The following is a 12,310-nucleotide window of genomic DNA, read 5'->3' as shown; positions in this document are numbered from 1 at the left end:
CCGGCGTCAGACGGTCGTGGCTAGCCTCAGAAGCGGTAGCCGACGTTCATCCCGAAGGTCCAGGGATCGATCTTGACCGTGCCCAGGTCGGCGCCGCCCAGCGACACGTCGGTTTCGATGTCGATCCAGCGAACCTCGGCGTTGACGAACCAGTTTTCGTCCACGGCGAAGTCGATTCCGGCCTGCACCGCGGCTCCCCAGGAATCATCCAGGTCGATGTCCTGCCCCGTCACGTCAGCCGTATCTTCGTCGAAGAAGTGGGTGTAGTTGATGCCCGCGCCGACGTAGGGCCGAACGGCCGTCCCGGTGTTGAAATGGTACTGGAGGCTCAGGGTCGGCGGCAGGTGGCGCGTGCTGCCGATGTCCACCCCGCCGACGTTCAGGTCATGCTTGAACGGGATAGCGACCAGAAGCTCCAGGCCCAGGTTGTCGGTCATCATGTAGGTGATGTTGCCGGACGGGCGGGTGTTGGAGCCGACATCGGCCGGCGCGTTGGCACTCAGGCCCAATCCGCTTGCATCCAGATTGCCGTTGTCGGACTTGGGGGCCACGTGGGTCAGGCCGCCGCGCAGCAGCCAGTCGCCAGCGGAGACATCGGCGTTGGCAGCGGTGGCGTGGGCCGGAATCATGGCCGCGGGGGCCAGCAGGCCGGCCAGGGTCAAAGCGCGAAGGGTGGTGGAACGTCGCATGTCGAGTCTCCGAGTTAGTGTCTGTTCACAGGCACTATCCCGCCACCGGTATTAGCGGTTGTTGATGCAGATCATGGTTGTGGCGGGTGAGCGCTCAGAAAGGCAGGCGCTGGCCCTCGAAGTCGTGGAAGCTGCCGGACTGGTCGGCCCCCAGATGGTCCAGGACACCGAGGAGGCGTTCGCTTGCGTATTCGGGGCTGAGAACCTCCGGGGCGCGTGACCGGTACGGCTCCGACAGGCGGGTGTCGCAGGTGCCGGGCTGAAGTGCGATCACCAGCGCATGGCGATGGCTGAAACGCAGTTCCAGGGCCGCGGTGCGTACGATCTGGTTGAGCGCGGCCTTGGAGGCGCGATAACTCACCCAGCCGCCCAGGTGGTTGTCCTCGATGGAGCCGACCCGGGCCGAGAGGGTTGCCAGGATGCCCTTGCGGCCACGCGGGAGCAGGGGTGCCAGGTGTTTGAACAGCAATGCCGGGCCGATGGCGTTGATGGCGAAGGACCGGGCCATGATCGCCGGGTCGAGATCGCGCAGGCGCTTCTCCGGGCCGTGGCCGTCGATCGTCAGGATGCCGGTGGCGTCCAGGATCAGGTCCCACTCGGGTGCCTGGTCTCGCAGCCAGGCGGCGGCGTTTTCGATGCTGGCCTCGTCGAGCAGGTCCACGGGCGGGGCGCTTTGGCGCCCGAGGCCGACTACGCGCTCGCAGTTCGGGTCGTTTTCCAAGTGTTCGACGAACGCGGCACCGAGGCCGCCCGTAGCGCCGATGACCACGGCACGATAGGGTATCTGCAGGGATTTCATGGACACTGTGACCGAAACATTGGCGATTGATTCCGGGGCCGCGCCTCGGTTAGGGGGCGCATGAACTTTCTCCACACCCTGGGCCATGCGGCACGCAACCTCGCTCCGATCGTGATCGTGGTGGCGGTGTTCCAGGCGCTGGTGCTGCGCACGGTGCCGGATGGCCTGCTGTCGATGGTGGTCGGCCTGGCCATCGTGGTGTTCGGCGTGGCGCTGTTCCTGCAGGGGCTGGAGATGGGGATCTTCCCCATCGGCAAGAACCTGTCCAACGCGCTTGCACGCCGCGGATCGTTGCTGTTGTTGATGGCCTTTGGCTTTACGCTCGGGTTTGCCACGGTGATTGCGGAGCCCGCGCTGATCGCGGTGGCGGAGCAGGCGGAGGTGATCAGTGAGGGCCGCATCGAGGGCATGGTGCTGCGGCTGATCGTCGCGCTGTCGGTGGGGGCCGTGGTGGCGCTGGGGATCCTGCGTACGGTGATGGGCCACCCGCTGCATTGGTACATCCTGACCGGCTACGTGCTGGTGGTCCTGGTGACTTTCTTCGCCCCCGAGGAGATCGTGGGCCTGGCCTACGACTCGGGCGGGGTGACCACGAACATCGTGACGGTGCCGCTGGTGGCGGCACTGGGTCTGGGGTTGGCGGCCTCCATCAGCGGGCGCAACCCGCTGCGCGACGGCTTCGGGCTGGTGGCGCTGGCGGTGATGGTGCCGATGATCACGGTGCAGCTCTACGGGATCATCGTGTTTGCCGGTGCGGAGGTCGCGGCCCCGGGCAATGGCGAGACCGTGGCCATGGACGCGGACACGGGCCTCCCGGGCACTGGCGAGCGGCACTGGCTCTCCGCGATGGGTATGGATCTGTTGCTGATGCTGCGTGACGTGGCGCCGATCATCGCGGTGATCGTGGTGTTCCAGTACTTCGTGCTGCGCAAGCGCATCCCGTATCTGCCGCGGGTGATGTTGGGTTTTGTGCTGGTGGTCCTGGGGCTGTACGCCTTCGTGGTGGGGCTCAAGCTGGGGCTGTTCCCGATCGGCGAGAGCATGGCCGAGCAGCTGATCACCAACGAGCTGTTCCTGTGGGTGTACCTGTTCGCCTTTTCCATCGGGTTCGCGACCACCATGGCGGAACCGGCGCTGATCGCGATCGGCCAGAAGGCCGAGGAGGCCGCGCGTGGTTCACTGCGGGGTAACGTGATCCGTCTTCTGGTGGCGCTGGGGGTGGCCATTGGCATCACCATCGGGGTGCACCGCATCCTGGCGGGGGATTCCATCCACCACTACATCATGGGTGGGTATCTGCTGGTGATTGTGCTGACGCTCCTGGCGCCCAAGCAGATCGTGGCGCTGGCCTTCGACTTGGGCGGGGTGACCACCTCGGAGGTTACGGTGCCGCTGGTGACGGCTCTGGGGATCGGTCTGGCCACGCACCTGGAGGATCGCAACGTGCTGATCGACGGGTTCGGCCTGATCGCGTTTGCCTCGATTTTTCCCATTGTCACGGTGATGCTCTATGCGATCGCCGTGGATCTTTATGAACGCTGGTTCGCGCGTGAAAAGCGACAGGAGGAGTGAGCAATGAGGTTTTCTGCACTGGTGGCCGTCCTCTCGGATGATCTGGAGGAACAGGCGATTGCCACGGCGAAAAAGGCCGGCGCAGGTGGCGTGACCATCATGGATGCGCGCGGCATCGGGGCCGAGGCGCGCAGGACATTTCTTGGCATGACCTATGAGGGCAGCCAGTCCGTGTTGCTGTGGGTGCTGGAGAAGAAACTGGCCCTTCATGTACTCAAGTCCATCTCGAAGGAGCTGGACCTGGCCAATGACCCGCGAGGCGTCGCCTTTACCGTGGATGTGGCCCACCTCGCCGGGATCGGGCGCAATCAGATCGAGCAGTTCCAGGAACAGGTCAAGGAAGAACTCTGACGGAGAGCAACATGCTGGTAAGCGAAATTCTAAGACCCAATGTCATCACCGTATCGCCGCTGGCACCGCTGCGCGAGGCGATGCAGCTCATGCGCAAGCATGGCGTTAAGTCGCTGGTGGTGGAGAAGCAGCACGCCCACGATGCTTACGGCATCATCACCTACACGACCATCCTCAAGACGATCGTGGCGGAGGAGGGCGATATCGACCTCTCGAATGTCTATGATGTCTGCACCAAGCCGGTCATCACGGTACCCGCGGAGATGGACGTGAAGTACGTCGCGCGGCTGATGGTGAGCCAGGGGATTCGGCGGCTGGTGGTGCTGAAGGACAACGAGCTGGAAGGGATTGTGACGACCAGCGACATTGTTGGATCGATCCTCGAAATGGCGGACATGGACTGAACCCCGCCGCCGCAAGCGGGTCGGATTTCAGTCACCTCGCGCATGACCCCGTGTCGTGCGTTCATTTTTTGCAGAAGGCCCGATATGGCGTCCGTGTCGATCATCGAGGGGTTCGAGAAACTCCGACTGCTGGATGCCGCTATCGAGCAATCGTACAACTCGGTCGTCATTACAGACGCGGATCTGGACGCCGGTCCGCGGATTGTTTACGTCAATGCCGGTTTCGAGCGCATGACCGGGTATTCGCGGGAGGAAGCCCTCGGAAAAACCCCGCGTATCCTTCAGGGCCCAGCGACCTCGCGCGCCGTTCTGGACAGGTTGCGCGGGGCGCTCGTCAGTGGCGAGTATTTCGAGGGCGAAACGGTCAACTACCGCAAGAATGGCTCCGCGTACGAGGTTCGCTGGCATATCTCGCCCGTATACGCCAGGGATAACGACCGTGACATCACCCATTTCGTCTCGGTGCAGAAGGATGTTACCGAGGAGCGGCGGCGGGATGACGAGCTGCGGCTGCTGTCGACCGCGCTAGAGGTGTCAGTGGACCCCGTGCTGATCACCGACCCGGAAGGCACGATCACCTATGTGAACGCCGCCTTCGAGGAGCAGACCGGGTACAGCCGGAATGAAGCCGTAGGCAAGAATCCGCGGATCCTCCAGTCCGGTCAGCAGGAGGCCGGGTTCTATCGCGGGATGTGGGAAACCCTGGAACGGGGCGAAGCCTTCCGTGGCGAGTTCGTGAACCGGCGCCGCGATGGTTCCCTGATGAACATGGAACAGAGCATCAGTCCGGTGACCGATGCCCATGGTCAGGTGACGCACTACGTGTCAATCAGCAAGGATGTGACCGATCGTGTGCGGATGGAGGACGAGATCCGGCGCCTCGCTCACACCGATTGGCTGACGGGCCTGGCCAACCGCCTGAGTCTGGGCAACACGCTGGAATCCGAGATGGAACGCAGCCGCCGCTACGGCCGGCCCCTGTCCCTGATCATGTTCGACATCGATCGTTTCAAGGGTTTCAACGACGACTACGGCCATGAGACCGGAGACGACGTCCTCAAACGGCTGGCCGACACGGTTCAGGGCGCGCTGCGCGAGGCAGACGCCCTTGGGCGCTGGGGCGGGGAGGAGTTCATGGTCGTCGTGCCGGAGACCCCTGGCGCGGGCGCCGAGGCCATGGCCGAAAAGCTGCGCAAGGCGGTGGCGGCGATGGAAACGACGTGTCCGGTGTCGGTTACGGCGAGTTTCGGGGTGACAGAGATGCGCCAGGGAGATACCCCCAAGACCTTCGCCCGCCGAGTGGACGAGGCGATGTACCAGGCCAAGGAGGCGGGTCGTAACCGCGTCGTCCTGCTCTGAAGGTATGCTGCCGGGGCCTGGGTGCGCCCCTAACGAAAACGGGCCGGCCCCGAAAGGGCCGGCCCGTCCAGTCGGGGGTGCAACGCCCCGGTGTTGGCAGAGTCGGGTCTACGCGCGGCGGCGCAGCACCCAGATTTCCAGCAGGGCCCAGTCTTCGCCCGGATAGTTCTCCTGTTCCAGCGGCGACAGGCGACGGTGGCGGCTGGCAGTACTGCCGACGAATTCCAGGTGGTCCAGCAGCAGGCGCTTGGTCGCGTCGGCCTTCTCCAGGGCGAAGGGGTTGAGGAAGTTGACCAGCATATAGCCCTCGCGCGGGGTCTCGGCGAAGGAGCGGATCAGCGTCTCGATCGCCGGCGGGTCCAGATAGACCAGCGACGCGGTGGAGATCACGATGTCCGCGTCGGCCATGGACTTTTCGATCGCGGCCTGGGTCTCCGGGGCGGGCTGGTTCAGATCGGCCTCGAAGGTTTCGTCGAACAGCCCGGCGCTCTTGCCATAGGCCAGCGCGTTGCCCGAGATGTCGATGCCGGTGGTCTTCATCGGCAGACGGCGCGGGGCGGCGACGGTCTTGCAGGCCTCTTCATTGGCCCAGTTGGCGCGGATCGCTTCGACATCCATATTGTGGATGGCGGCCATGGTGGTGTTGCCAAAGCAGCAGCACAGGTCCACGTAGTTCAGGGTCTTGCCGGCGGCGGCCTGCTTCTCGGCCCAGGGCAGGATCAGCCGGTCGAAGGTTTGCCGGTTGAAGTCGTCGGAGATGTAGTCGAGCGCGTCGATAATGCGCTCCTTGAACGGCACCGGGGTCTCGGCAACGTAGATATCGTCGAAATGCTGTTTCTTCTCCTCGGTCTTCACTTGCGGCTCACTCATCGGCTTTTCCTCGTTGTATAAACCCACCATGCTCGGGGGTATGCGCGCAAAGCGTCAAGTAACGGCACTCACGCCATTGATGCTGGCATCGCCTCGCGGAGCCCTTTGGCTATGTATCATGAAGGTATACGCAGCGGGTTTCCGTCCGATGCGGGAATCGAATGATGCCGGTAAGGGGCGTGCATGAAGATCGACTGTTTCAAGGCCTACGACATACGTGGCCGGGTGCCGGACCAGCTCAATCCGGAGGTGGTGCGAGCGATCGGGCGGGCCTTTGCCGAGGAGATCCGGCCGGGACGGACGGTCGTCGGGCACGACATCCGCCTTTCCAGCCCGGAACTGGCGCGGGCGCTCACCGAAGGACTTACGGCGGGCGGGAGTGACGTTGCCGATATCGGCATGTGTGGCACCGAAGAGGTGTATTTCGCCACCGCCCACTACGGGGCCGGTGGCGGGATCATGGTGACGGCCAGCCACAATCCGCTGGACTACAATGGTCTGAAGCTCGTGCGCAGCGACGCGCGCCCGATCAGCGGGGATTCCGGGCTGCAGGCGATTCGCGCTCGCGCAGAGCGCGGTGATTTCCGGCCCATGCCCCACGGGCAGGTCCGGCACCTGGATCATCGGGCGGACTATATCTCCCGGCTGCTGGCCTCGGTCGACCGCGATACCTTGCCGAAACTCAAGGTGGTCGTGAACCCCGGGAACGGGGGGGCGGGGCCGGTGCTGGAGGCCCTGGAGCCGCACCTGCCGTCTGAGCTGATCCGTGTCAACTTCGAACCGGATGGGCATTTTCCCAATGGCATTCCCAATCCATTGCTGCCGGAGAACCGCGCGGCCACGGCAGAGGCGGTGCGCAAGCACGGCGCCGATCTGGGTGTGGCCTGGGACGGCGACTTCGATCGCTGCTTCCTGTTTGACGCCCAAGGCAACTTCATCGAGGGGTACTACATCGTGGGCCTGCTGGCCGAGGCTTGCCTGGAGGGGCACGCCGGCGAGCGCATCGTTCACGACCCGCGCCTGACCTGGAACACCATTGAAATGGTGTGTGCCGCGGGGGGCGAACCCATCCAGTCAAAGACTGGACATGCCTTCATGAAGGAGCGGCTGCGCCACGAGGATGGGATTTACGGGGGAGAGATGAGTGCTCACCACTACTTCCGGGACTTCTACTACTGCGATACCGGGATGCTGCCCTGGTTGCGGGTGGCCGAGCTGATGGGCCGGCGCGGTCAAACGCTGGGCGAGATGGTGGCCGAGCGCATGGCGCGCTTCCCCTGCAGCGGCGAACTGAACTTCGAGGTCGAGGACGCCGCTGCCGCCACCGATCGGGTGATGCAGGCCTACGCGTCGGAAGCCGTGGGGCTGGATCATACGGATGGCGTCAGTCTGGAATTCGCGGACTGGCGCTTCAATCTGCGCAGTTCCAATACCGAGCCGCTGCTGCGGTTGAATGTGGAGACCCGCGCCGATCCGGCCCTGCTGGAACGCCGCGTGGATGAGATTTCCCGCCTGATACGGGGGTAAGGCCGATGGAACACACGCAAAGCCGGACCGAACTGCAGCCGGTGATCCTGGCCGGCGGATCGGGCACCCGCCTGTGGCCGGTGTCGCGCAGCCGCTATCCCAAGCAGTTCCTGCCCCTGACCGGGGAGCAAACGCTGCTGCAGCAGACGGCGCAGCGTCTGGACGGCCTTGGGGCAGCGGCGCCTCTGGTGCTGGCCAACGTCGAGCATCGCTTCCTGGCGGCCGAGCAGTTGCGGGCGGCCGGTGTGGAGCATGCCCGCATCGTGCTGGAGCCGGAGGGGCGCAACACCGCCCCGGCGATCGCCCTGGCGGCGTTGCAGGCGCAGGCGGAAGGGCGCGACCCACTGTTGCTGGTATTGGCGGCGGACCACCACATCGGTGATCCCAAGGCCTTCCAGGCCGCCGTGGCGCGAGCCATGACGCTGGCGGAGGCGGGCCACCTGGTTACCTTCGGGATCGTACCTACTGCTGCGGAGACCGGTTATGGCTACATCCAGCAGGGTGAGTCCCTGGGGGATGCCGGTGCGCGAGTGGCGCGTTTCGTCGAGAAGCCGGATGCCGCCACCGCGCGCGAGTACGTCGACAGTGGCGATTACCTCTGGAACAGCGGCATGTTCGTGTTCCGCGCCTCGCAGTACCTGGAAGAGCTGCAACGTTTCGAACCGGGCATCGTCGAGGCTTGCCGCGCCGCGCTGGAGGGCGCCCGCGAGGACCTCGACTTCCTGCGGGTGGACCCGGAGGCCTTCGCCGCGGCCCCGAATATCTCGGTGGATTACGCCGTGATGGAGCGCACCAAGCACGCCGCCGTCACACCGCTGGCCGCCGGGTGGAGCGACATCGGCTCGTGGTCCGCTCTGGCGGGCGTGCGTGGCATGGATGAGCAGGGCAACACCCTGCGCGGCGACTGCCTGCTGGAAGATAGCGAGGGCTGCGTGGTGGATGCCGACGGCCTGCTGGTCGCCGGCATCGGCCTGCGCAACCTGGCCGTGGTCGCCACCCGTGACGCCGTACTGGTTGCCGACCGCGACCGCGTTCAGGACGTCAAACTCATCGTGGAGCGCCTGAAAGCGGACAACCGCAGTGAACACGTGGATCACACCTCGGTGTACCGCCCATGGGGGTGCTACGAATGCGTCGACGTGGGGCACCGTTACCAGGTCAAGCGGATCACCGTAAAACCGGGGGCGAAGCTCTCGCTGCAGATGCATCACCATCGCGCAGAGCATTGGGTGGTGGTCAGCGGTACTGCGAAGGTACGCAACGGCGAGGAGACCTATCTGGTGACCGAGAACCAGTCGACCTACGTGCCGATCGGGCAACTGCACTCGCTGGAGAATCCGGGATCGATCCCGCTGGAACTCATTGAGGTCCAGTCGGGCGGCTACCTCGGCGAGGACGACATCGTGCGGTTGGAGGATCTTTACGGCCGCGTTTGATGGATATGCCCGCAAGGGTTTGCGTCCGACAGCCCGGAATTAGCCGAAGTCGCGGGAGTGGGTGGCGAGTTCACCGAGCCAGGTGCTGCGGTCGATCAGGCGCTGCACGATCAGGTGGCCGACGCCCTCGCTGTACTGCCATTCGCCGTGGGCCTCCAGCAGGCGGCCGTGCAGGACCTCGGCGCGAAAGCGCTCCACGCGGTCCGGCCAGACGATCAGGTTGAGCGTGCCGGTCTCGTCCTCCAGGGTCAGGAACACCGTGCCATTGGCCGAACCGGGGCGCTGGCGGGTAATCACGAGGCCGGCGTAGCGGGCGCCACCAAAGCCGGGCTGTTCGAGCAGCCGGGCGGCGGTGGATAACCGGTGCTGCTTCAGAAACGGGCGCATCAGCGCCAGCGGGTGCGGGCCCAGGCTCAGCCCGGTGGTGGCATAGTCCTGCACCAGATCATCCACCGCATCCGGGCGTGGCAATAGCGGGGTCACGTCGGCCTCGCGCACGGTCTCGCCTGGCCCCTCGGCGAACAGTGGCAGGGGTTCCTCCACCGCCTCCGTCGCCCAGCGCGCCTGGTGGCGGTTGCCGGCCAGGCCCTTCAGCGCGTCGGCGCGCGCCAGGCGATTGGCCTGGGCGCGGGTGAGGGTGGCGCGGGCCACCAGGTCCGGCACGTCCGCGAATGGCCGCTCAACGCAGGCGGTGACCACGCGCTCGGCCACGTCGCGGGCCAGCCCGCCAACGCGGTTCAGGCCCAGGCGCAGGGCCAACGCACCGCTTCCGGCCAACGGCTCCACCGTGCAGTCCCACTCACTGTGGCGCACGTCCACCGGGCGTACCTCGACGCCGTGGCGGCGGGCGTCGGCGACGATCTGCGCCGGGGCGTAGAAGCCCATCGGCTGGCTGTTCAGCAGGGCACAGGCGAAGATCGCCGGTTCGTGGCACTTGAGCCAGGACGAGACATAGGTGATCAGGGCAAAGCTGGCCGAGTGCGACTCGGGGAAGCCGTATTCGCCGAAGCCGAGGATCTGCTTGTACAGCTGCTCGGCGAATTTCTCCGGGTAGCCACGTTCGCGCATACCGTCCATCAGGCGTTCGCGGTAGCGCGCGAGCTGGCCGGTGCGGCGCCAGGCGCCGATCGCGCGGCGCAGCCCGTCCGCCTCGCCGGCAGAGAAGCCGGCCGCGACCATCGCCAGCTCGATGACTTGCTCCTGGAAGATCGGCACGCCCAGGGTGCGCCCGAGAACGCGTTTCACCTCGCTATTTGGGTAGTGCACCTGTTCCGGGTGGGCGCGGCGCTTGAGATACGGGTGCACCATCTCGCCCTGAATCGGGCCGGGGCGCACGATGGCGATCTCGATGACCAGGTCGTAGAAATTTGCCGGTTTCAGGCGCGGCAGCATGCTCATCTGCGCGCGCGACTCGATCTGGAACACGCCCAGGGTGTCGGCCCTTTGCAGCATGCGGTAGACCGCCGGGTCCTCGGCGGGGATGTCGGCCAGGCCCCAGTCGCGGCCCCGGTGGCGCGCCATCAGCTCCAGTGCGCGGCGTACGCAGGAGAGCATCCCCAGCGCCAGCACGTCGATCTTCAACAGCCCCACCGCGTCCAGGTCGTCCTTGTCCCACTGGATCACGGAGCGCTCCGGCATCGCCGCGTTCTCGATGGGTACCAGCTCGTCCAGACGCCCTTCGGCGATCACGAAGCCGCCGGTGTGCTGCGACAGGTGGCGCGGGAAACCGAGCAGCTCGGCGGTCAGCGTCTGCCACTGCCGGGCCAGGGCGCCATCCGGGTCCAGTCCGACCTCGCGCAGGCGCTCGGCGGGGATGCCGTCGTCCCACCAGGCGAGGTTCGCAGTCAGCGCGTCCAGCCGTGCGCGCGAGATGCCCAGCGCCCGACCGACGTCGCGCAGGGCGCTGCGACGGCGATAGCGGATCACCGTGCAGGCCAGCGCCGCGCGCTCGCGGCCGTAGCGCCGGTAGATGTACTGGATGACCTCTTCGCGGCGCTCGTGTTCGAAGTCGACGTCGATATCCGGCGGTTCGCCGCGCTCGGCGGAGATGAAGCGCTCGAACAGCATGCTGGAGCGCGACGGGTCGACCGCCGTGATGCCGAGGGCATAACAAACCGCCGAGTTCGCGGCGGAGCCGCGCCCCTGGCACAGGATCCCGCGGCTGCGGGCAAAGCACACGATGTCGTAGACAGTCAGGAAGTAGGGCTCGTAGCCGAGCTCGTGGATGATCCCGAGTTCGCGTTCGATCTGTTCCCGTACTTTCGGTGGCATGCCGTCGGGCCAGCGCTGGCGCGCACCGTTGAGGGTCTCCTCGCGCAGGTAGGCGGCCGGGGTCATGGTCTTTGGCAGCGGGTCGGTGGGGTAGCGGTAGGTGACCGCGTCCAGCGAGAAGTCGCAGTCGCGCGCGATCTGCACGCTGGCCTTGAGCCAGGCAGCGGGGTACAGCGTGGCCAGTTCGGCGCGCGGGCGCAGGCAGCGTTCGCCGTTGGGGAAGCGCGCCGGCGCCGCCTCCGCGACGGTGGTGCGCAGACGCAGGGCGGTCAGCACGTCCTGCAGGGCGCGCCGGCCGCGCCGGTGCATGTGCACGTCGCCACAGGCGACGACGGGCAAGCCGCTGTCGGCCTGGAGCTCCCGGGCGCGGGCTGCCAGGTGGGCATCCTCCGGCGTGCGCAACTGGCTGACGGCCAGGTGGGCCTGGTCTGCCGCGGCCCATTCGATCAGCCAGCGGGCGGCGTTGGTGAGCATTGCCTTGGTGGCTTCGGGTTCGATCCTCAGCAGGACGTGCCAGCCGGCGCGGGCCTCGGCGGGCAGGGCGTCGAGATCGGCCTGTGTCAGACAGTAGTGGCCCTTGTCCGCGGCCCCGCGCGCCCGGGTGATCAGGCGGCACAGGGCCCGGTAGCCCGCGGCGTTACGTACCAGCAGGGTCAGGGTGGCGCCGTCCGTGAGCCGGAAGGTTGCCCCCAGGATCAGGTGCAGGCCGCAGTCCTTCGCCGCCGCGTGGGCACGCACCACCCCGGCCAGCGAGGCGATATCGGTCAGCGCCAGCGCGCGATAACCCAGCGCCTGCGCGCGCTCGACCAGTTCCTCCGGGTGCGAGGCCCCGCGCAGGAACGAGAAGTTGCTGAGTGTCGTCAGTTCGGCATAGGCCGGGGCTGCGTCAGGATGCTTGTGGGTGGGGGTATGGGCTGCGGATTCCATATACTGTCGATATATACAGTATATGGAATCCGTTCCACAATGACCGCAGGGATCGCCCACCCATTACGCTTGAAGGGGGTGGCGGGATATGCGGATGTGAACGAG

At 66.0% G+C, this 12,310-nt stretch carries 10 protein-coding genes; 6 read left to right on the top strand and 4 right to left on the bottom strand.

Annotation, left to right across the window (positions count from 1 at the left end):
• Window positions 1-26: 26 nt before the first annotated feature.
• Complete coding sequence (locus D578_RS0108845) at window positions 27-689, bottom strand: OmpW family protein (RefSeq protein WP_018949607.1); 663 nt, start codon at window positions 687-689, stop codon at window positions 27-29.
• Between the two features lie 94 nt (window positions 690-783).
• Window positions 784-1,488, bottom strand: coding sequence for an SDR family NAD(P)-dependent oxidoreductase (locus D578_RS0108840; RefSeq protein ID WP_018949606.1), 705 nt, complete (start codon window positions 1,486-1,488; stop codon window positions 784-786).
• A gap of 60 nt (window positions 1,489-1,548) precedes the next feature.
• On the opposite strand from D578_RS0108840, the gene D578_RS0108835 reads away from it, so the two are divergent.
• The 4 genes from D578_RS0108835 to D578_RS0108820 all read left to right on the top strand — a co-directional run bounded on the left by D578_RS0108835 (window position 1,549) and on the right by D578_RS0108820 (window position 5,174).
• Entirely contained in the window at window positions 1,549-3,060 is a 1,512-nt protein-coding gene (locus D578_RS0108835; protein ID WP_018949605.1) for a DUF1538 domain-containing protein, read from the top strand.
• A gap of 3 nt (window positions 3,061-3,063) precedes the next feature.
• Window positions 3,064-3,411, top strand: coding sequence for a hypothetical protein (locus tag D578_RS0108830; RefSeq protein ID WP_018949604.1), 348 nt, complete (start codon window positions 3,064-3,066; stop codon window positions 3,409-3,411).
• A gap of 11 nt (window positions 3,412-3,422) precedes the next feature.
• Entirely contained in the window at window positions 3,423-3,815 is a 393-nt protein-coding gene (locus D578_RS0108825) for a CBS domain-containing protein (protein ID WP_018949603.1), read from the top strand.
• 84 nt (window positions 3,816-3,899) lie between these two features.
• Window positions 3,900-5,174 carry a diguanylate cyclase gene (locus D578_RS0108820; RefSeq protein WP_018949602.1) on the top strand — a complete coding sequence of 425 codons (1,275 nt, stop codon included), beginning with the start codon at window positions 3,900-3,902 and terminating at the stop codon, window positions 5,172-5,174.
• 108 nt (window positions 5,175-5,282) lie between these two features.
• Here the strand turns inward: D578_RS0108820 and D578_RS0108815 are convergent, their stop codons facing one another.
• Window positions 5,283-6,044, bottom strand: coding sequence for a class I SAM-dependent methyltransferase (locus D578_RS0108815; protein WP_018949601.1), 762 nt, complete (start codon window positions 6,042-6,044; stop codon window positions 5,283-5,285).
• 183 nt (window positions 6,045-6,227) lie between these two features.
• Here D578_RS0108815 and D578_RS0108810 point away from each other — a divergent pair, with 183 nt between their 5' ends.
• Together D578_RS0108810 and D578_RS0108805 are read left to right on the top strand one after the other, a co-directional pair.
• The gene (locus tag D578_RS0108810) at window positions 6,228-7,571 is read left to right on the top strand and encodes a phosphomannomutase/phosphoglucomutase (RefSeq protein ID WP_018949600.1); all 1,344 of its coding nucleotides are present in this window, start codon (window positions 6,228-6,230) and stop codon (window positions 7,569-7,571) included.
• Window positions 7,572-7,576: 5 nt separating this feature from the next.
• Complete coding sequence (locus tag D578_RS0108805) at window positions 7,577-9,007, top strand: mannose-1-phosphate guanylyltransferase/mannose-6-phosphate isomerase (protein WP_018949599.1); 1,431 nt, start codon at window positions 7,577-7,579, stop codon at window positions 9,005-9,007.
• Between the two features lie 39 nt (window positions 9,008-9,046).
• Here D578_RS0108805 and D578_RS0108800 read toward each other — a convergent pair whose 3' ends face one another.
• Entirely contained in the window at window positions 9,047-12,205 is a 3,159-nt protein-coding gene (locus tag D578_RS0108800; protein WP_018949598.1) for an error-prone DNA polymerase, read from the bottom strand.
• Between the last annotated feature and the right edge of the window lie 105 nt (window positions 12,206-12,310).

This window comes from Thioalkalivibrio sp. ALMg11, from assembly GCF_000377905.1.
Lineage (GTDB): Bacteria > Pseudomonadota > Gammaproteobacteria > Ectothiorhodospirales > Ectothiorhodospiraceae > Thioalkalivibrio.
The sequence above is the reverse complement of the archived record's forward strand: the minus strand, read 5'-3'. Positions and strand labels throughout refer to the sequence as shown.